Source organism: Entomomonas asaccharolytica (genome assembly GCF_016653615.1).
Taxonomy (GTDB): Bacteria; Pseudomonadota; Gammaproteobacteria; order Pseudomonadales; family Pseudomonadaceae; genus Entomomonas; species Entomomonas asaccharolytica.
In genome coordinates this window covers 1,719,496-1,740,260 of the sequence record NZ_CP067393.1, presented here as the reverse complement: position 1 = coordinate 1,740,260, position 20,765 = coordinate 1,719,496, and the positions used below count along the sequence as shown (strand labels likewise).

General features: G+C 36.8%; 19 protein-coding genes. 6 read left to right on the top strand and 13 right to left on the bottom strand.

The window, feature by feature from the left end; genetic code table 11:
* Positions 1-8 precede the first annotated feature (8 nt).
* Positions 9-1,298, top strand: coding sequence for a M18 family aminopeptidase (locus JHT90_RS07995; protein WP_201090270.1), 1,290 nt, complete (start codon positions 9-11; stop codon positions 1,296-1,298).
* 17 nt (positions 1,299-1,315) lie between these two features.
* On the opposite strand, the gene JHT90_RS07990 is transcribed toward JHT90_RS07995, so the two are convergent.
* The 3 genes from JHT90_RS07990 to serS are packed head-to-tail and all read right to left on the bottom strand — an operon-like array spanning position 1,316 to position 4,464.
* Positions 1,316-1,780: a hypothetical protein gene (locus JHT90_RS07990; RefSeq protein WP_201090269.1), complete on the bottom strand. Its 465-nt coding sequence runs from the start codon at positions 1,778-1,780 to the stop codon at positions 1,316-1,318.
* Between the two features lie 18 nt (positions 1,781-1,798).
* Positions 1,799-3,178 (bottom strand): siroheme synthase CysG, encoded by a 1,380-nt coding sequence (cysG, locus tag JHT90_RS07985; protein WP_201090268.1) that lies wholly within the window; start codon positions 3,176-3,178, stop codon positions 1,799-1,801.
* A gap of 5 nt (positions 3,179-3,183) precedes the next feature.
* Complete coding sequence (gene serS, locus JHT90_RS07980; RefSeq protein WP_201090267.1) at positions 3,184-4,464, bottom strand: serine--tRNA ligase; 1,281 nt, start codon at positions 4,462-4,464, stop codon at positions 3,184-3,186.
* 151 nt (positions 4,465-4,615) lie between these two features.
* Between serS and JHT90_RS07975 the strand changes: the two genes are divergently transcribed.
* Entirely contained in the window at positions 4,616-4,861 is a 246-nt protein-coding gene (locus JHT90_RS07975) for a DUF4952 domain-containing protein (RefSeq protein ID WP_201090266.1), read from the top strand.
* A 29-nt stretch (positions 4,862-4,890) separates the two neighbouring features.
* The gene (gene hemG / locus JHT90_RS07970; protein WP_201090265.1) at positions 4,891-5,436 is read left to right on the top strand and encodes a menaquinone-dependent protoporphyrinogen IX dehydrogenase; all 546 of its coding nucleotides are present in this window, start codon (positions 4,891-4,893) and stop codon (positions 5,434-5,436) included.
* 155 nt (positions 5,437-5,591) lie between these two features.
* Here hemG and JHT90_RS07965 read toward each other — a convergent pair whose 3' ends face one another.
* The 6 genes from JHT90_RS07965 to JHT90_RS07940 form a co-directional block, all read right to left on the bottom strand.
* Positions 5,592-6,914, bottom strand: a complete 1,323-nt coding sequence (locus JHT90_RS07965; protein WP_201090264.1) for a replication-associated recombination protein A — start codon at positions 6,912-6,914, stop codon at positions 5,592-5,594.
* A 2-nt stretch (positions 6,915-6,916) separates the two neighbouring features.
* Positions 6,917-7,552, bottom strand: coding sequence for an outer membrane lipoprotein chaperone LolA (lolA, locus tag JHT90_RS07960; RefSeq protein WP_201090263.1), 636 nt, complete (start codon positions 7,550-7,552; stop codon positions 6,917-6,919).
* 11 nt (positions 7,553-7,563) lie between these two features.
* Positions 7,564-9,978: a DNA translocase FtsK gene (locus JHT90_RS07955; protein ID WP_201090262.1), complete on the bottom strand. Its 2,415-nt coding sequence runs from the start codon at positions 9,976-9,978 to the stop codon at positions 7,564-7,566.
* 59 nt (positions 9,979-10,037) lie between these two features.
* Complete coding sequence (locus tag JHT90_RS07950; protein ID WP_201090261.1) at positions 10,038-11,498, bottom strand: inorganic phosphate transporter; 1,461 nt, start codon at positions 11,496-11,498, stop codon at positions 10,038-10,040.
* Between the two features lie 81 nt (positions 11,499-11,579).
* Positions 11,580-12,371, bottom strand: coding sequence for a secretin N-terminal domain-containing protein (locus tag JHT90_RS07945; protein WP_201090260.1), 792 nt, complete (start codon positions 12,369-12,371; stop codon positions 11,580-11,582).
* 9 nt (positions 12,372-12,380) lie between these two features.
* Complete coding sequence (locus JHT90_RS07940; protein ID WP_201090259.1) at positions 12,381-13,370, bottom strand: LLM class flavin-dependent oxidoreductase; 990 nt, start codon at positions 13,368-13,370, stop codon at positions 12,381-12,383.
* Between the two features lie 125 nt (positions 13,371-13,495).
* Here JHT90_RS07940 and sixA point away from each other — a divergent pair, with 125 nt between their 5' ends.
* The 3 genes from sixA to JHT90_RS07925 all read left to right on the top strand — a co-directional run bounded on the left by sixA (position 13,496) and on the right by JHT90_RS07925 (position 16,056).
* Positions 13,496-13,939 (top strand): phosphohistidine phosphatase SixA, encoded by a 444-nt coding sequence (sixA, locus tag JHT90_RS07935; RefSeq protein ID WP_201090258.1) that lies wholly within the window; start codon positions 13,496-13,498, stop codon positions 13,937-13,939.
* A 156-nt stretch (positions 13,940-14,095) separates the two neighbouring features.
* Complete coding sequence (gene sthA / locus JHT90_RS07930; protein ID WP_201090257.1) at positions 14,096-15,493, top strand: Si-specific NAD(P)(+) transhydrogenase; 1,398 nt, start codon at positions 14,096-14,098, stop codon at positions 15,491-15,493.
* Between the two features lie 65 nt (positions 15,494-15,558).
* Positions 15,559-16,056: a DUF6586 family protein gene (locus JHT90_RS07925; protein WP_201090256.1), complete on the top strand. Its 498-nt coding sequence runs from the start codon at positions 15,559-15,561 to the stop codon at positions 16,054-16,056.
* A gap of 40 nt (positions 16,057-16,096) precedes the next feature.
* On the opposite strand, the gene JHT90_RS07920 is transcribed toward JHT90_RS07925, so the two are convergent.
* The 4 genes from JHT90_RS07920 to JHT90_RS07905 form a co-directional block, all read right to left on the bottom strand.
* On the bottom strand, positions 16,097-17,509 hold the full coding sequence (locus JHT90_RS07920; RefSeq protein ID WP_201090255.1) for a right-handed parallel beta-helix repeat-containing protein: 1,413 nt from the start codon (positions 17,507-17,509) through the stop codon (positions 16,097-16,099).
* 82 nt (positions 17,510-17,591) lie between these two features.
* Positions 17,592-18,707 carry an alginate lyase family protein gene (locus JHT90_RS07915; RefSeq protein WP_201090254.1) on the bottom strand — a complete coding sequence of 372 codons (1,116 nt, stop codon included), beginning with the start codon at positions 18,705-18,707 and terminating at the stop codon, positions 17,592-17,594.
* Positions 18,698-20,041, bottom strand: a complete 1,344-nt coding sequence (locus JHT90_RS07910; RefSeq protein WP_236253884.1) for an alginate O-acetyltransferase AlgX-related protein — start codon at positions 20,039-20,041, stop codon at positions 18,698-18,700. Before JHT90_RS07910 ends, JHT90_RS07915 begins: the two co-directional genes overlap by 10 nt.
* Positions 20,042-20,119: 78 nt before the next feature.
* Positions 20,120-20,761, bottom strand: coding sequence for an alginate O-acetyltransferase AlgF (locus JHT90_RS07905; RefSeq protein WP_201090252.1), 642 nt, complete (start codon positions 20,759-20,761; stop codon positions 20,120-20,122).
* Between the last annotated feature and the right edge of the window lie 4 nt (positions 20,762-20,765).

The following is a 20,765-nucleotide window of genomic DNA, read 5'->3' as shown; positions in this document are numbered from 1 at the left end:
GATATTGTATGATTAACACGCTGAGTCAGGCTCTAATAAATTTTATTTATACTTCACCCACCCCTTTCCACACTGTTGCTAATATGGCTAGTTTATTAGAGGCAGCGGGCTATCAGCATTTATTTGAGCGTGCTAATTGGTCTATTCGTGAAGGTGGACGATACTATATCGTGCGTAATGATTCATCTATTATTGCCTTTAAGCTAAGCATGAATAAATTAAAAGATTCAGGTTTTAGAATGGTAGGTGCCCATACAGATAGCCCTTGTTTGCAAGTAAAACCACAACCAGAATTAAATAAAAGCGGTTGTTGGCAGTTAGGGGCAATGGTGTATGGTGGCGCATTATTAGCACCTTGGTTTGATCGAGAACTTGCTCTGGCTGGTCGTGTTACTTTTACTCATCAAGGGCAATTACAAAGCCGCTTAATCAATATTAAAAGGCCTATTGCGGTTATTCCTAATTTAGCCATACATTTAAATCGCGAAGCCAATAAGGGTTGGCCAATTAATCAACAAACGGAATTACCACCAATAGTTTGTTGTGGAGATGCTGAAAAACCTTTTGATTTAAGAGAGCTATTGGCTAAACAGCTATTAACTGAACATGGTTTGCAAGAGGTTGAGTTATTAGACTATGAACTTAGTTTCTATGATAATCAAAAAGGCAATATTGTAGGGGTTAATGACGATTTTATTGTTAGTGCGCGATTAGATAATCTACTTTCTTGTTATGCAGGGTTGGAAGCATTATTAAAATCCAATAATGATCAAAATTGTTTGTTAATCTGTACTGACCATGAAGAAGTAGGCTCTTGCTCAGCTTGTGGAGCAGATGGTCCATTTTTAGAGCAAGTATTGTCTAGGTTAATGCCCGATCCTATAGTACGTAATCGTTGTATTCAAAATTCACTACTGATTTCTGCAGATAATGCACATGCACAGCATCCCAATTATCCTGAAAAGCATGATAAACACCATGCGCCAAAAATTAATGGTGGGCCAGTTATAAAAATCAATACAAACCAACGTTATGCAACCAATAGTGAAACAGCCAGTTTCTTCCGTCATTTATGTAATACCAATGAAATACCTGTACAAACCTTTGTTACCCGCAGTGATATGGGATGTGGTTCTACCATAGGGCCAATTACAGCAGGCAAAATAGGTATAAAAACAGTGGATATTGGTGTACCTACTTGGGCAATGCATTCAATTAGAGAAACAGCAGGTACTAAAGATTTATTCTATTTAACAAGAGCGTTAAGGGTTTTTTATAAAGCAGAAACGTTGATTTAATAGTTTTAATATCTAAGTTATAACTGAAAGATCTCATATTTTCTAGCGTCTATTTCATAGGGTGAGTCAAAGTAACCATATTCTATAATAGATGCTAGGTAAGCTTTAATAAAAGCAGCCACTGAACCTTCTTGCTCATATTGATAAACATGTCTGCATTCATGAGATAAAAGACTTCTAGATAACAAGCCTTTCTTAATTAAAATACCATAACCTAATGTTAGCCCTACTGTATTTTTTCCTAGTAAACCAAGTGTTGTAGCAGCTTTTTGTAAAGTTGGGTCTTCAGGTAGTGGAAAAATATCTAACTCTAATACATAAATTTTTTCTGGGTGAATAACACCAACAGTTTTTGCATCAGCTTGTTGAGTTTTATTAAGAGCAATACCTTGCTTAATAATATATTCTTCAGTATCTTCAGCCCATTGAATAGCTTTAGGTAATAAATTGGGTAGTTCAGCTTTTAATATATTGATATCCATATTATTCATTCCATCAAACTATTTAAACCAAGCTAACTTATCCCTGAGTTTTACCACATCACCCACAATAATAAGGGTAGGGGCATGTACTTGCTGGTTAGCAATTTGCTGAGGTAGGGTAGCCAATGTACCAGTAAATACTCGTTGAGCCTCAGTAGTACCTTGTTCTATTAAAGCAATAGGGGCATCAGGTGATTGACCGTGGTTAATCAGTTGTTGGCAAATGGTAGAAAGACCCACTAACCCCATATAAAATACAACTGTTTGTTCTTTCGCCACCAATTCTTGCCAAGGTAAATCAATGGTATTATCTTTTAAGTGGCCTGTAACAAAACGCACTGATTGTGCATAATCACGATGGGTAAGGGGAATACCTGCATAAGCAGCACAGCCACTAGCGGCAGTAATACCTGGTACTACTTGAAAAGGAATATTATGGTCGGCTAGGGTTGCTATTTCTTCACCACCACGACCAAAAATAAAAGGATCACCACCTTTTAGGCGAACAACACGTTTACCTTGTTTGGCAAGGTTGACGAGTAATTGATTAATATTTTCTTGGGGTACGCTATGGTTACTGCGTTGTTTACCTACATAAATACGATCAGCATCACGACGACATAAATCTATAATAGTTGGCGAAACTAAACGATCATATAAAACCACATCAGCTTGTTGCATTAAACGCAAGGCACGAAAGGTAAGTAAATCAGGATCACCAGGACCAGCGCCAATTAAGTATACTTCACCTTGAACGGCTTGATCATTAGCATTTTCTAACAGTTGTTGCAGTTGCTGTTCAGCTTGTTGCTCTCTGCCAGCTAGCACTTGTTCAGCTATAGGGCTTTGTAATACCTTTTCCCAAAAAATACGCCGTTGCTCAGAATGGCTAAAATGCTGTTTAACTTTTTCGCGAAATTTTTCAGCTAGTTTGGCTAGTTTGGCATAACTACTAGGTAATAATGTTTCTAATTTCGCCCGTAATAGACGTGTTAATACTGGGGAGCTACCACTACTGGATACGGCCACAATAATAGGCGAGCGATCTACAATAGCAGGAAAAATAACGGTACTTAATCTGGGATTATCAACCACATTAACAGGGATATTAAGTGCTTGAGCATCTGTAGAAACTTGTTGATTAATAATCATATCATCAGTAGCCGCTACTACTAATACATGATTTTTAATATCTGTAATTTGGTAGTTAGCTAATGCATAACTACCTTTATGCTGTTCAATAAGTGTTATCAGTTCACTATTAATAGTGGGAGCAATAACATGCAAATGAGCGCCGCTGGCTAATAATAATCTAGCTTTACGTAACGCTACAGCGCCACCACCTACTAATAAAACATTACGTCCTTGTAGATTATGGAAAAGAGGTAAGAAATCCATAAAGATTAATTGATTACCTCAACACCGCCCATATAAGGTCTTAATACTTCAGGAACAACAATAGAACCATCTTCTTGCTGGTAGTTTTCTAATACAGCCACTAAAGTACGACCTATCGCTAACCCTGAACCATTAAGGGTATGCACAAGTTCTGGCTTATTAGTTTCTGGATTGCGATAACGTGCTAACATACGACGAGCTTGGAAATCACCACAGTTAGAACATGAGGAAATCTCACGGTATTTGTCTTGGCTAGGCACCCATACTTCAATATCATAAGTTTTTACCGCACCAAACCCCATATCACCTGTGCATAAAGTAATAACACGATAAGGTAATTCTAATAACTGTAATACCTTTTCAGCATTAGCTGTTAATTCTTCTAATGCTTGCATAGAAGTAGCAGGCTCAACAATACGTACCATTTCTACTTTATCAAATTGATGTTGGCGAATCATGCCTCGGGTATCTTTACCTGATGCGCCTGCTTCACTACGAAAACAGGGAGAGTGAGCTACTAATTTTATAGGCAGTTGTTTAGCGTCTAAAATTTCCCCAGCTACTAAGTTAGTTAAGGTAACTTCTGCCGTAGGAATTAAATATAAATCTGCTGCATCTTCACGGGGTAATTTAAATAAATCTTCTTCAAATTTAGGTAATTGACCTGTGCCTTGTAACGCAGTTGCCTGTACTAAATAAGGCGTATACGCTTCTTCGTAACCATGTTCAGAAGTATGTAGGTTAATCATAAACTGAGCTAAAGCGCGATGTAACCGAGCAATTGGGCCTTTAAGGACAGCAAAACGTGCTCCAGAGAGTTTAACGGCAGCTTCAAAGTCTAACCAGCCATATTTAGAACCTAAATCCACATGGTCTTTAATCTCAAAATCAAACGTTTTTGGCGTACCCCAACGTCTAACTTCAATATTTTCTTCTTCATCAGTGCCTACTGGTACACTTTCATCAGGAAGATTAGGGATATTTAATAAAATTGCATCAAATTCAGTTTGAATAGTTTCTAATTCACGTTTACTGCTTTCAAGCTCAGCGCCTAATTGATCTACTTCATTTAATAAAGGCGTGATGTCCTCGCCACGTTGTTTAGCTTGTCCAATAGTTTTGGCTCGCGCGTTACGATCAGCTTGTAATTGTTCAGTTTTAATTTGCACTGTTTTACGTTGTTCTTCCAACGCTTCAATTTTTTCCACATCAAGGGTAAAACCACGGGTTGCTAGTCGTTTAGCTACTTCTTGAGGTTGGGTTCTTACCAATTTTGAATCAAGCATTATTCTGTCTCAATAGATTAATTAAGTATTAGCAGATAGTGTATAAAAATAAAGAGTCATTATAAAGATAAGTTAGCAAAATGAAAAAGGTTTATCTGATGGTAGTAGATAATGTAATATCCTTTCCAATTATTCACTTTAATGATTTAGAATGAAATTAGTTAGTTATAGTTTATTAATTATTATGGCTTTGTTAGTAGATTGTAGTCACTCATCTAGCCACACTAAATTGCCACAATCACCATGTGGCGATTTTTTAGCAATGTTTAATCATAAGCCTAAAGCGCTAGTGTTTCAATCTTGTGAGGTAAAGTATGATAGACAAGCTAAACCAGCTATTGCTAGCTATAAAGTTTCAGGAGAGCAGGCAGCTGTAATTGAACAATTTCTTACCTGAAGAAATTTAAAGAGCGAAGTTAACTAAATATGAAAAATGCATTACTACTTTATTCCACTATTGAAGGGCAGACTTTAAAAATAATGGAAAGAATAGCAAAACATCTGAGTGAAGTATCACCAGAGATTAGCTATGATCTTTACAATATTGAAGAAGCATTACCTATAAATTTAAACGATTATGAAACGATATTAATAGGCGGCTCTATTCGTTATGGCCATTTTAGAAAGCCATTACTGCAATTTATTGAGCAAAATACCGCTCTTTTAAATAGTAAAAAAACAGCTTTCTTTTGTGTCTGTGTCACCGCAAGAAAAGCGGGTAAAGATACACCAGAGGGCAGCGTTTATGCGCGTAAACTTTTTCAAAAAATACAATGGCAACCTAATTTAAAAGGCGTCTTTGCAGGGGCATTATATTATCCAAGATATAATTGGTTTGATCGAACAATGATTCGTTTAATTATGTGGTTAGGTGGCGAGAAAAATCACGATATGACGCAAAATTATAGTTATACCAACTGGCATAAAGTAGATGATTTTGCCCAACAGTTTTCTTCACTAGTTATAGAGTAATTTAAAGATCAGGAAGATAAATGACTATCCCTATATTTTACTTTAGTAGTGTTATCTGCCCATAACTAAATTTGTAAACGCCTTAGCTAACTATTTATTGTTGATTTTTGCTGTCTCTCCGTTCTGTATGATAGATATATTATGATTTTGAATAGCTATTTACGTCGTTTTTTAGGGCTATTTTTATCAAGCTCTTTTAAATAGACTAATTTTTCTTTAATTTTAGCTTCTAAACCACGAGGTGTTGGGTAATAGAATTGTTGTGGTTCTATTTCTTCTGGAAAATAATCTTCACCAGCAGCAAAAGCATCAGGTTCATCATGGGCATAACGGTATTCATCCCCATAACCTAATTCTTTCATTAGTTTGGTAGGAGCGTTACGCAGATGCAGTGGTACATCAAGCGAGCCATATTCTTTAACAGCTCTTTTAGCTGTATTGTAAGCCATATAGACAGCATTACTTTTTGGGGCAGAGGCTAGATATACTATTGCTTGTGCCAGTGCTAATTCACCTTCTGGGCTACCCAGTCTTTCTTGTACTTCCCATGCCGCTAAACATAGATTTAGCGCTCGAGGATCAGCATTACCAATATCTTCACTGGCCATACGCACAATCCGACGAGCTAGATATAGCGGATCACAACCACCATCAAGCATACGGCATAACCAATAAAGTGCCGCATCAGGATTAGAGCCACGTACGGACTTATGTAGAGCAGAGATTTGGTCATAAAAAGCTTCACCTCCCTTATCAAAGCGTCTTAAGCTATTGGTAAGTAAGTCTAGTAATAGCTTTGTACTAATAGTGCCGCCATCTTCTATTAAATCTGCCGCATTTTCAAGCAAGTTAAGCACTCTACGGCCATCACCATCAGCGGCTGTTAATAGGAGTTGTAAACTATCTTCAGGCAACTTCAGTTGTCTATTACCTAAACCTTTTTCTTCAGTTAAAGCTCTTTCAACTAATTTTTTTAAGGCAGGTTCGTCTAAAGGTTTTAATATATAGACTCGCGCACGAGAAAGCAATGCATTATTTAGTTCAAAAGAAGGGTTTTCAGTAGTGGCTCCAATAAAGATAAAAGTACCATCTTCAATATAGGGTAAAAAAGCATCTTGTTGGCTTTTATTAAACCGATGTACTTCATCTACAAAGAGTAGGGTGGGCTTGCCATAAGCTAATTGCTGTTTAGCAATTTCTACAGCTTGGCGGATTTCTTTGACACCTGATAATACTGCTGAAAGGGTTTCAAAATGAGCATTCGAGACATTGGCTAGCAGTTTGGCTAGGGTAGTTTTGCCAACACCTGGCGGCCCCCAAAAAATCATGGAGTGTAATGCGCCATGCTCTAGGGCATCTCTTAATGGTTTACCGTGCGCAAGCAAATGCTCCTGTCCAACATACTCGTCTAAATTAGTTGCTCTTAAGCGAGCAGCAAGGGGTTGAACAGGTGAAATAGCATTTGCAAATAGATCCATCGTTACTCTTCGATAACGTCTGTACCTTCTGGTGGGTCAAACTTAAATAGTTTGCTATCAACAGGTACATTCATTTTAATATTTTGAAAGGTAATATTAGTACGTTGCCCTACATTATCAACAAGCTGCATACCGTTAACCGTTTTATCATTAAAAGTTAAGGTTAAGCTATTAAATAAACTTTCTTTATCTTTAGGTACTAACACAAAAGTTTGTAATTTACCTGTTGTTTTAGAGGAGATTATAAAGTTCTTTTGTATTTCTGAAACATTACCTGATAACAATAGAGCAGGGGTATGACTCATACGTTGATCCATTTTTTGAATGGTTAATTGCATTAAATCAGGATCATATAACCAGATTTTTTGGTTATCAGAAATTAATAGTTGCTCTTGTGGGGCACTGGTATGCCAGCGAAATAAGCCAGGTCTTTTAAGTGCCAACTCACCATTGGTTTCCTGTAAACGAGTACCTGTAGCATCTAAAGTAACTTGTGTGAAATTACCTGTCATACTTTGTGCTTGGTCTAATAATTTAGAAAGCTCATTGATACTTTGTTGTTCAGTTGCTGCTATTGCTACATTATGAAAAGCAAATAGGGTGATAGCAGTAAAAAAGAAAGTACGTAAAATTTTCATTAAGTATCCTATTAATCACGGACAGGAGGTGGTGCTAGCACTTCCCGTGAGCCATTTGAACTCATTGCAGTTACAACGCCTGCGTCTTCCATTGCCTCGATCATCCGAGCAGCACGGTTATAGCCTATTTTAAGCTTTCTTTGTACAGATGAAATAGAGGCGCGTCTCGATTCTGTAACAAAACGTACAGCTTCATCATAAAGTGGGTCGTCATCTTCACTAGAGCCACTGTCGCCATTACTATCTGAGTAACCAATGGACTCTTCAATACCATTTAAAATAGCTTCTTCGTAGTCAGGCTCGCCACGTTGTTTCCATGCTTCTACAACACGATGTACTTCATCATCAGAAACAAATGCACCATGAACACGTATAGGAAGACCTGTACCTGGTGGTAAATAAAGCATATCACCATGACCTAGTAATTGTTCAGCACCGCCTTGATCTAGAATAGTACGCGAATCAATTTTGCTAGACACTTGGAATGCCATACGAGTAGGAATATTGGCTTTAATTAAACCAGTAATCACATCTACCGAAGGACGTTGTGTGGCTAGAATTAAATGGATACCAGCGGCACGTGCCTTTTGCGCAATTCGAGCAATTAGTTCTTCAACTTTTTTGCCTACGATCATCATCATATCGGCAAATTCGTCTACCACAACCACAATAATAGGCAGATGTTTTAGTAAGGGCGGTTCATCATCTACAGATTCACGTTTATAAAGAGGATCTTCAATCCCTTCACCTGCTTCTAAAGCATCTTTAATCTTACGATTATAGCCAGCAATATTACGTACGCCCATTTTTGCCATTAATTTATAACGGCGCTCCATTTCTGCCACACACCAACGTAATGAGTTGGCAGCTTCTTTCATATCCGTTACAACAGGGCAGAGTAGGTGGGGAATACCTTCATAGATTGAAAGTTCTAACATTTTGGGGTCAATCATAATTAACCTAGCCTGTTCAGGAGTGGATTTGAACAGAATAGAGAGAATCATGGCATTAACGCCTACTGACTTACCTGAGCCTGTAGTACCTGCAACCAATAAATGAGGCATTTTAGCTAAGTCAGTAATAACAGGTTCACCGCCAATATCTTGACCTAAGGCTAGGGTAACAGGTGATTTTTGCTGGTCATAAGCTTCGGAGGTAATCACTTCAGAAAGACGTACAATTTGTCGGTCTTCATTAGGTATTTCAATACCCACGGTAGTTTTACCTGGAATAACTTCTACCACACGTACACTTAATACAGCCAGTGAGCGTGCTAAATCTTTGGCTAAATTTGAGATACGACTAACTTTTATACCAGGCGCAAGCTCAATCTCAAAGCGAGTAATCACAGGGCCAGGATGTACATCAACTACAGTAACCTCTACACCGAACTCTTTGAGTTTGATTTCAAGCAAACGAGACATCGCTTCTAAGGATTCAGCCGAAAAACTCCGTTGTTTTTTCTCAGCAGGGTCAAGCAATGAGAAAGGTGGTAAAGGATCACCTGTATCTTCAAACAGAGGGGCTTGTTTTTCTTTTAAAACACGCTTACTAGGTTCAGCTGTTTTAGTAGGCGTTGGTTTATTAACTTTAACCGCAGGGCGTTCTTCTTGTTTACTCATATAATTTGCCAAGGACTCTTGGCGTTTAATGAGGTTCTCACGAATTTTTTGTTGCTCTTGTTTGTCAGCGACAACAGGCGCTACTACTTCATTGATCTGCTCATCAACATCGCGCAGATTACGTCTAATTTGTTTTTTGTCAGAACGCTTTTGCCACCATTGATTGAGTTTAATAGCCAATAGCTCATACAAGTCAATAGTGAATTTGCCAACAAAATCAACCAGTGTAAGCCAAGAAAACTTTAAAAAAACCGTTAAACCAATACAAAAACACAGTAAAGAGATTAAGGTTGATAATTGGTTTGAAAGCGAGGATAAGAATAAGGTTCCTATCGAGTCGCCAATAATGCCACCACCACTTGCAATACCTACAGCTTGTAAAATGCTATTAGTCGCAAAATGCTGGTGTGCTAGAATACAAGCACTAAAAACGATTAGCAGTAAACCAAAGAAACGGTAGCCTAATAACCAGAAGTTTTTAATATTAATCTGTTTACGATGATAAAAAATCTGTATGGATTTAGCGATAAGTAAAATAGGCAAAAGATAAGCAATATAGCCAAATAAAAAGAAACAAAGACTGGCTGTTTTTGCCCCTGTAATACCACCAATATTACTTATTTCTATATAACTAGCCGTTTTATTAAAGGTAGGATCATTCGGGCTGCAAGTTAATAGCGTTAAAAGCCAATACACGCCTACTAGCACTAAAAAAATAAGTAGTACTTCTAAAGACCTTGCTATGGCTTGTTGTCGCCAAAAGCTTAAAGATAATATTGAGTTTTCTTCTGTTGTTTGTTTCAAACCAAAGCTCTTTTACATTACTTAAAACTAGCCAATTATATACTCTAAAAGGCTATGTGTCATATGAAAAGAGCGCTAATCCAAAAGAACACAGCACCCATAACAATAACAGCAGGTAATGTTAATACCCATGCTAGTGCAATGTTAACTACGGTTGCTTTTTGTAGCCCTGATTTATTCGCTACCATTGTACCAGCAACACCAGAAGATAAAATATGCGTAGTAGATACAGGTAAGCTGAATAAGTTAGCTGCACCAATTGCTATAATTGCTGTAATTTGCGCACACATACCTTGGGCATACGTCATACCTTGTTTACCAATCTTTTCACCCACAGTAAATACGACACGTCGCCAGCCGATCATTGTACCAGTGCCAAGGGCTAAAGCAACTGCAAAAATTACCCATAAAGGTGCATATTCCGTGGTAGCACGTAGATCATTTCTTAAACGTGTGACATTACCCTCATCTTCAGCATTTAAAATAGAGGCTTTTGTTACATTTTTAGCAATATCATCAATACAAAGAATATAGTGACGGGTCAAAATACGTTGTTCATCAGTAAGCTCTTTATAATCTCTAACACCAACCAAGGTTTTATTTAAATCATGGAATATCGTTCCTGTCACACTCGGTATACATTTAAATTCATCAGTCAGCGGAGTGGTTTGAATAGTAAGCGATAGGATAGGAGAGAGTTTTTCTTGATTACGTATAAAAAGGTTATTTAAATGGATTGCTGCGTCACGCGTTCTTTCTATTTGATAAGTTGAGCTTTTAAGGTCTAGCACAAAGTATTGAGGAACAAAGCTAATCAAAACCAGCATTACCAGACCAATACCTTTTTGGCCATCGTTTGAACCATGTACAAAGCTAACTCCCATAGCGGATAAGATTAGTACCACACGGTTCCAGAAAGGCGGTTTCTTTTTTGCCTTAACTTCTTTTCTTTTTTCAGGCGTTTGGTGCATTTTTGATTTAGGGAAGCGAAATTTCAGTATTAATAGAAAAATGCCTGCTATAGCAAAGCCTGCTAATGGTGAAACAACTAATGAGATGGCGATATCAATAGCTTTTTGCCAATTAACACCTTGTCCAAGAGGTATTTCTTTTATAAGTGCATTGGCTAAAGCTACACCGAGGATAGAGCCAATTAAAGCATGTGAACTAGAAGCAGGGATACCAAAATACCAAGTGCCTAAATTCCAAGCAATAGCAGAAGCCACAATGGAAAATACCATAATTAGGCCATAGTGAGAGTCTACTAATAGTTCAACAGGTAATAAATGGACAATCGCATAAGCAACTCCAACCCCACCTAATAATACGCCTAGAAAATTAAATATACCTGACATCACAACGGCTGTTTTAGCTGGCATAGAGTTAGTATAAATAACTGTAGCTACAGCATTAGCGGTATCATGAAAACCATTTATAAACTCAAAGAATAAAACAAAAAGAAGAGCAAGAAATAAGCCGATTAGCAGCCAAGCACTAGTATTCTGAAAGATTTCTAACATTACTAAGTTCGCAGGAGTTAATGTAGTCGAATATTATGGCAGAAACTAATAAAAAACGACATCATAAATTTTTGGAAAAAATTAATTTGCTAAATCAACTTTTAGTCTTATCGCTGTATTACTAACGCCTGAGCGTTGTGAGTAACCAGTGATACCTTGACTATTATAATTGTTACTATCCTGTAAAGAACCAATACTGATCCAACTGCCTAATGCCCCCGATACCCGTGTATTAATTGCTTGTTGATTTATATTACCCGTGGTTTGTGAAAAACGATCATTTTGACTATTCACATTAACAAAAACCTGTTGACCAACTACTTGAGCTGTTACATATAAATTCTGCATGACTTCTTGATATTGTGTAGTTACTACAGGCCGTCCATAACGATCAGGTACGGTATAGTTAATGGGAACCAGTTGTCCAACTTGAATCATTGTGGGTGATCCTTCGTTAACCATTAATTGTTTAATGGAGTTACTGTTATTAGTGGTATTTCTTTGATCAATTTTTGCGCGTCCATGAATAGAATTGGTACTACCTAACTGAATATGTCCTTTAGCTTGTATACCTTGTTGGCTAGATTGGCTGCTATCACCTGTATCTAGCGTAATAAGCAGGCGGCGCGCTGGCGTGTCTAATTGCGCCACCAACTCTCTTATTTGTTGATTTTCGCTTGGAGTGCCATTAATAACTAACTGATTACCATATTTACTAACAGGTATATTTGGGAAATTATTATTAATAACGGGTGAAATTTCTTCTGGCGAACGATTATAAAGGTCAATAAATTCAATTTCTGCTAGTGAATAGCTGGTTATGCCCATAAAACCAAGACAGATAATTATTTTCTGAATAGTATTTGCCATCATCTTTACTCTTTATAGAGAATCACGGATTTCAGCTATCTTGGCCAATGAATTTAAGCGTGCCTCACGTTCGTAGATACGGGAGGTTATTATTAATTCATTAACCTGTGTTTTTTTGATAAAGCGTTCAAGTTTTACTTGAACTGTTTCAGGCGAACCTACAATAGCTTCTGCTAAAGAATGCTGTACGCTAGCTAATTCAATACTAGAACAAATGGAGGTAATATCTTGGTTAGGGGGTGGCAGTGGTATTGGACTTCCTCTATATATAGCTGCTGTTTGATGTTGCATGGATGAGAAGTGATATTGTGCTTCTTCGTCTGTATCTGCCACAATAACCACTACACCAGCCATAATATAAGGCTCTGCAAGCTCACTAGAGGGTTGAAAACGACTTTTATATAAGTCGATGGCTGGCAGCAATAAATCGGGCGCAAAATGTGAGGCAAAAGCGAAAGGCATGCTGAAATCAGCGGCTAGTCCTGAGCTAAAAAGGCTAGAACCTAATAGCCAAATAGGTATTTGCGTGCTTTCCCCAGGAATAGCAGCTACTTTCTGATTAGGCTGTTTAGGTTGTAAAAAATACCTTAATTCTAAGACGTCTTCTGGAAAGTTTTCTATTTCTGTCTCTAAATTACGTCTCAATGCTGAAGCCGTCAGTGAATCAGTACCTGGTGCACGGCCAATACCTAAATCAATTCGGTCAGGGTAAAGGGTTGCTAATGTACCAAATTGTTCTGCTATCACTAACGGGGCATGATTAGGTAACATAACTCCACCAGAACCTACCCTAATCTGTTTAGTAGCACTGGCGACAAGACTAATAACTAAGGGTGTTGCAGCACTAGCAATACCAGGCATATTATGGTGCTCTGCTAACCAAAAACGCTTAAAATTTAATTTCTCTGCGTGTTGTGCCAGCTCAACAGTATCTGCAAATGCTTGTGCAGGACTGCCATTCTGTAAGATTGGGCATAGGTCTAAAATTGAAAATGGAATCATAATGATGCCGCCTAATTTAGTGATAATTAATAAATTATATCCCTTTACAAAAGATGTAATATTATCTAAAGGCATAAGATAGCGTAAAATACCTTATTTATAGTTAATAATAAAGAGGGTGGATAATGAATCTTTGGCTGCTAAGACATGGTGAAGCAGAGTTTAGAATAACAACTGATGCTGCGCGTAATCTAACTGAAGATGGCGAGCAAGAGGTATTAACCACTGCACAAAAATTACAAAATAGACCAATTGATATTATTTTACATAGCCCCTACAAGCGAGCTATTCAAACGGCTATGCTCGTCTGTAGAGCAATAGGTTATAAGGGTAAAATAGAGGAGGTTGATTGGATTACGCCTGAAGATAATGCTCAGCTAGTGATAAAAAAACTAGATAATTATCAAGGTAAAAACATTCTGATCGTTAGCCATCAACCTCTATTAGGTATTTTAGCTGCGCTATTGACAGAGGGTAGCCCACAGTTTCCCTTATCATTGAGTACAGCAGAGCTTATCCATTTAGAAGGTGAAGCAATTTGTCTAGCTGGTATGCAAGTGGCTAAATAGACATACATTGAATACTATTTTTTCCAACTAAAATATGAACAATAGCTTATAATAGTGAGATTTCAAAAGTTCTTTACTGAACAATTAAAATAATTGTTGGTCTGTAATTAACAATAAATAGCTATTTAAAGAAATTGCGGTAATAAAGGAAAAGACATGATTTATAACTTTGATGTTGTAGTGCTAGGCAGTGGTCCAGCAGGTGAAGGGGCTGCTATTAACGCATGTAAGGCAGGCAAAAAAGTAGCTGTCGTTGAAAACAGAGGTGTGGTTGGTGGTGGTTGTACTCATTTGGGCACAATACCTTCAAAAGCACTACGTCACTCAGTTATGCAAATTATGGATTTTAATACTAATCCTATGTTCCGTGCGATTGGTGAACCACGTTGGTTTTCTTTTCCTGATGTGCTGAAAAATGCACAAAAAATCATCGATCGTCAGGTAAATTCGCGTACAGGTTATTATGCCCGTAATCGTATCGCTGTTTTTTTTGGTCAAGGCCGTTTTGTTGACGATCATACTGTAGAAGTTTCGTGTAACTCAGGTACTGTAGAGCGTTTAATTGCTAAAGAAATTATTATAGCAACAGGTTCTCGCCCATATCGCCCTGTGGATGTGGATTTTAATCACCCACGCATTTATGACAGCGATACCATTTTAAAATTAAATCATACACCCCGTCGTTTAATTATTTATGGAGCAGGGGTGATTGGCTGTGAATATGCCTCTATCTTTAGTGGTTTAGGGGTGCTTGTTGACTTGATTGACAATCGAGATCGCTTATTAAGCTATTTAGATGAAGAAATATCAGATTCTTTAAGTTATCACTTTAGTAACTCTAATGTAATGATTCGACATAATGAAGAATATGAAAAAATTGAAGGGATTGAACACGGTGTAATCTTACATTTGAAATCAGGCAAGAAAATTAAAGCAGATGCTTTATTATGGAGTAATGGTAGAACGGGTAATACAGATGGGTTAGGCCTAGAAAATATCGGTTTAAAAGCCAATAGTCGTGGTCAAATTCATGTGGATGAAAATTATCGTACCGAGATTCCTCATATTTATGGCGCGGGCGATGTAATTGGTTGGCCTAGTTTAGCCAGTGCGGCATATGATCAAGGACGTTCTGCTGCTTCCAATATAGCTGAAGAAGGAAGTGGCCGTTATGTGGATGATGTGCCTACAGGAATTTATACCATTCCAGAAATTAGTTGTGTGGGTAAAACAGAGCAAGAATTAACTAAAGATAAAGTGCCTTATGAAGTGGGAAAAGCTTTTTTCAAGAGTATGGCACGCGCTCAAATTGCTAATCAAAGAGCAGGTGTTTTAAAGGTATTATTCCACCGCGATACCTTAGAAATTTTAGGTGTGCATTGTTTTGGTTATCAAGCCTCAGAAATTGTTCATATTGGTCAAGCTATTATGAATCAACCAGGCGAGCAAAATAATCTGCGTTATTTTATCAATAATACCTTTAACTATCCAACGATGGCTGAAGCCTATCGGGTAGCTGCATTTGATGGATTAAATAGATTATTTAAGATTTAATCAATAACTAACAAGTAGGTTATACTAATTAACCTACTTTTTTATTTAGCTGATTAAACGTAATTATGGCAAATGAACCTTATACAATAACTAATCAAAAAATCTATTTTGTAAAATTAACTTTGACCGATTGGCAGGCAGCTATAGACTCTCCCTCAAAAACTATAGCAGCTATTAAAGCTTTTCAAGAACGCGCTGCTTTTCATTTATATAGTGCTGTTTGGGCGTTGTATAATGAAATAGCCAGTTATTATCGCTTTCCATTGCTTAATCAGCCTGTGGCTTTCAAAGAGTTTTTAACGGCAAGCTTTGTAGAACAAAACCCTAGCCCAGAACTCAATGAATTAGTTACTTTATTAGAAGATGCCAATAGCTTTTTAAGTGTAATAGATCAAGCGTGGCAGGCACTTTTCAATTCTGCCATACCACAAAAATCCTCTATTGATATTATTGCTATAACGCAACTAGGAAATAGCTTAGATACGCTACAAGATGCTGAAAATTGTTTAAAGCAATTATCCGATTTAGTTGTTCGCTTTCGCGCAGGTTTATCAGAATATTAATAGTGTATAGCTAAATATTTGATGTTAAGTTAAATGAACGTTATTTACAGGTTTGAAAATTCAAATTGCTTTTAGTAGATAAAAAAGTATTAACTTCTACAATACACTCATATTTTTCTGTTGCCTCTAAGATGGCTCCTTGAATGGGGAGTAAATCACCAATCAGTAAGTTTTGGTAGAGTTGAGAGCCTAGCAACTTGTTATGTCCCAATGAAATATTACCAATACCTATTGTGCGTAATATTGCTTTTCTTATTTTTGCTATTTTATTGTTATAAAATAGTAAGTTAGCATTCTGTTGTTTTGTTACGTTTCTAAAACTCACCGCATATTCAGGAATATCTTGAATAGTGTTATCCACAATATAAGCAGCACCAGAAAATTCATTGGATTCAATAGCCGTACCAGTGAGTTTGGTAAATAGATTATTTTTTATTAACACCTTAGCATCACTTTGCGTTAATAGCACACCATGGCGGCTATCTTTCGCTAAAATATTATTACGAATAACCAACTTTCCTGATACGTGCTGTGTTTCGATAGCAGATTTATTAGCAGTAAAAATAACATTGCCGTCGATAATGCCTTGCGTATTACCCTGAATACGGATACCGCTATTATTTTTAATACCCTGAATTTTATTATTAGCAATAGTAAATTGACTATCTATTAAATCAACACCATATTGCTGAAAGGTATGAATAGTTGAATTATCAATTGAAACCAGTGCATTTTTTAAATTAAGGGCGGATAGGGCAGAAAAGTCACTGTTTTTAATTTCTACTTGGATTGGTAGCTTTGTAGGTTGATTATTATTAATAGCTGTAGTGATCCCCTGTACCAGATACGCATTATATCCTAGCTTGGCAAATTTAGAATCAATGATTTGTAAACGGCTACCACCCCAGTTCATAATAAAAGGCCGAAAAACAGTATTATTAATAACATAAGCAGGCCTGTTATCAAACCAACTTTCAACTTTTGCTTTTTGGATGCTCAGTATACCTCTATTGATAATGGCAGTACCTGAGTGACCATAGAGATAAAGGGAGGTATTTTCTAATAATAAAGCGGCATCCTCTTCAATCATTAAAGGATAACTTAATAAATATCCATCTTGAAACGGACGAATAACTTGTTGGTTATTAATATGTTTGTTTAGTTGTTCTAAGGTAATTGTACCGCCTTTAATAGTAATCATTCGGGGGTGATTAGCTTGATAAGTAGCTATAACACGAAAGAGATTATTAATAGCAAACGATTCAAAAGGCCAACTACCATGTTGGGCTGAAAACATAGCACTAATTGCTATTTTTCCTGTTTGGGGTGGCAAACGCATATCTGCAATTGTTATAGTGGGTTCAATGGTTTTTTGAATGGTTACTAAATTTTCAGTAAATACTTTCTCATCTATTTGTTGTATAGAAGGGGATGCAAAGGTTGTAGATATCACTAAGCAAGCTACCCAGAAACTAAGTAAATTATTTTTCAGCGATTTCAATAGTAATATTAACCTTGGCATATCATTATCTATATTAGTTTACATTAGGGTAAAAATATTTAATTGAGCCACTAATTTGACTGTAATTATCAATAGCTGTTGGATTTTTTGAATAGAGTTGTTTTGCTAAGTTATTAGTTGGGTAGCTGTTGATAAAAGGTATTACCCAAATCATTTTATAAGGTTTCACAGTGCTTTGTTTCCCTGGCAATTCAGGGAGTGATTTAGGGTTAAGCACAGTAAGTGCTGTAAAATTACCTAGTAATTGCAGCTTCTTTAACTCATCAGCAGTGAGATTAAGTTGGTTAGCTTTAGCAGTATCAGCTAATAGCATTAAAGGGATCATGGCATAGTTACTATAATCAGCGGCCAATTTACCACGCGCCACTTCATAGGGTAGCCAAGCATATTGTCCGTTATTAGAAACTATAACTTGTTGCAAAGCTCTTTGTAGGCTTGTATGCCCCCAAATAATCATCTCTTTATTTTGTAGTACCATGCCTGTGGCAGACACTGCCCAGCCAGCCCAGTAATCATGATTATTGAAATAACCAGTGAAATTATTAGCGCGTCTTGGTTCATATTCTTGAATGACTTGTTCCGCCAGTTTCTTTAACCAACGTTTTTGATCGGTGGTTAATTCAAATTTGCCATTACTGTATCCTTGTGTATTAAGGATAATGGCGGAGATGGCAGCTAAAGCCCATTTTCTGCCTGCAATACCTGTTTTAGTAGCTTCTGGGTTAAGTAACGCATTCGCTTTTGCCCAACCATCTAGCCAATAACTTAAGCAGGCTAATGCTTCATTGGCTTGTTTTGCTTTGTTTGCTTTTCTGTATTTTTTAGAAGCTGTTAATAATCCTTTTATGTAGTTTTTAATATAGTTTTCAATTTCTTTAGATGATTTAGAGGCAGTAACTAAAGTAGTTTTGTTAGGGTCAGCTTGATTGTATTTACTTTCTATTAATAGCGCACCAGTATAAGGTTTTGGGGGAGCTATTGTACATTGGGTTGTTTTATAGTCATTGCTAGTTATTTGTGCTTGCGGTGTGTCTAAATTAGCCCAAATACTAACAGTATCTTGTGCATAAGATAAGTTGAAAGTATTAATTAGAAAAGTTATTAAAACTAGCTTAAGTTTTAATGACATACACTTACCTCCATGGAAATAGGGGCATTAACCGCTTGTGTAGGTTGAATAAATACAGATAGTAAATTGGCGTCTTTAAATTCATCTGAACGACTCAGTTCTAGATGAAATTGACCACCAGTAACAATGAGGGGTCTGCGGAACCATACCTTATCACGTGCTCCATTATCATAGTAGGTAAATATATAAAATGATTTTAAGTTTTTGTCAGTAAATTTTATATCAAGAAAATTACCAGCTGTATTAAGCTGTTGTATGTTATCTGCGGTATTACTTAATAACTCTATGCGTTGTCCTTCAATTAACTTACTCATCTTAGTGGTTTTACTTAGCAGAGGTTTTTTACAGCCTCCTTTAACAGCAGGAATAAGTTGTCGATAAGTTAATTCATCTCCTAGTCGATAGTTTGCCACAAGTTCCCAGATAATTAATTTGGGTGGATTTTTTGCGTCATAGTTTTCAGAGAGTAAATACTCTAAGAGAGAACCTTCTGCGCCAGCACCTGGTAGTGCATAGTTTAAAATATCTGCAGAAAGATATTGTTTTAAAAAACCATCAAAATTAAATTGTTTACTTTCATTTTCCCGTGCTGCTGAATTACTGGTACCTACTAACACTATCTCAGGTTCTGGCATATCACCAAATAAAGCATCAGCATCATTATTTTCAGGTATTGTTTGGTAGCCTTGCACATATTGCATACCAAAGTTATTACCACAAACTCTTTGTAGCCCTTCGTTTAGTGTACCCATTTTAGGAATAAATACACCTGGAGAAGTTTTATAATTAGTTTTATGTAAATCTTTATAGAAAGGTTGCTTTTTAATTTCATCTGCCACTAATTTAGCTGTAATTTGTGCTCCTTGCGGTGTCCAATGGTGATCGCGACGGAAAAAATAATCTTCTTTAGGTGGAGATTCAATTAAAGGTAATACATCAGGAACTACAGCACCTGCTCTACGCATTTGGTTAGCGAGCAATTTTAATTTAGCAGTGGCTAATTTGTAATTAAATTTATTTTTGTCATTGTCATACAGCTTATCACGATGCATTAAACCTCTGGTTGGTTGAATAGCCATTGCTACATGTATTCCTTTGCTTTTGAACGTTTGCATTAATCGTGCAAAGTCTGCGTGTCTTTCCGTAGGAATACCAAAATCGGTGCTTAAATCAACCATGGTACGAAATAACCAACGATCTTTGCCTGGTATAAGTTCTTTCATTAACTTCATGGCCCCTGTCTGGTATTGCACAGGGTCATGAAGAGCAGGGCAGATTAAACAACTCAAATCATCTTTACAGTTCTTTTCTGCTAATGCTTGTGTTGAGACCAAACACAGTAGTCCAAAAATGATAATGGAAATTGACTTGTTGATGGATGAGAAATTCATAGTTACTACCCTGTATTATCATTATTCAGTTGGATCAATACCGCTTTGTTGAGCAATAGCTTTGTAACCACTTCCTTCTGGGATTACAAGATAGCTATAAGAACCACCTTTTTTTAAGAAGTTATTTGGATAGCTAGCTATTTTCTTGCTACCTGAGTAAGCGGCAAAAGCAATTTTAATTTCGTTAACTTTTCTACTTCCTGTTTGGTTTTTATTAACTGCAGGGATAACCTCATGTTTACCATCAGCTGTTTTTAATTCCATAGGTTCGTTGGTTAAATTATAGAAAGCAACCTGTGCTTTTCTTGGTTCATTAGAAAATTGATCGTTAATTAACGAGAATTTGCCATTTTCATACACTAAGGTAACCGCTGTATTGGCTTTTAAATCTAAATCTATACTAGCGCTGCCAGCAGTTACTTTATGTTTGCCTGGTGCTACAAAGCGATAGTTACTTAATTGATTTACTGCCACACGTTGTGGGTTTACTTTGCTGGTTAGGGTAGCAGAGATAGTACTGCTGCTGAGGTTTATTATTCTCACAAAAGATGAATCGGCAGGTGCTACTGCATCGTATAAATCAGCGTTACCCTCTTGTGCTTGAATATGAGTAGCAAAAGCTAAAAAGCTAGCTAACACAAAGAACGTTTTTAGTAGTTTCATAAAA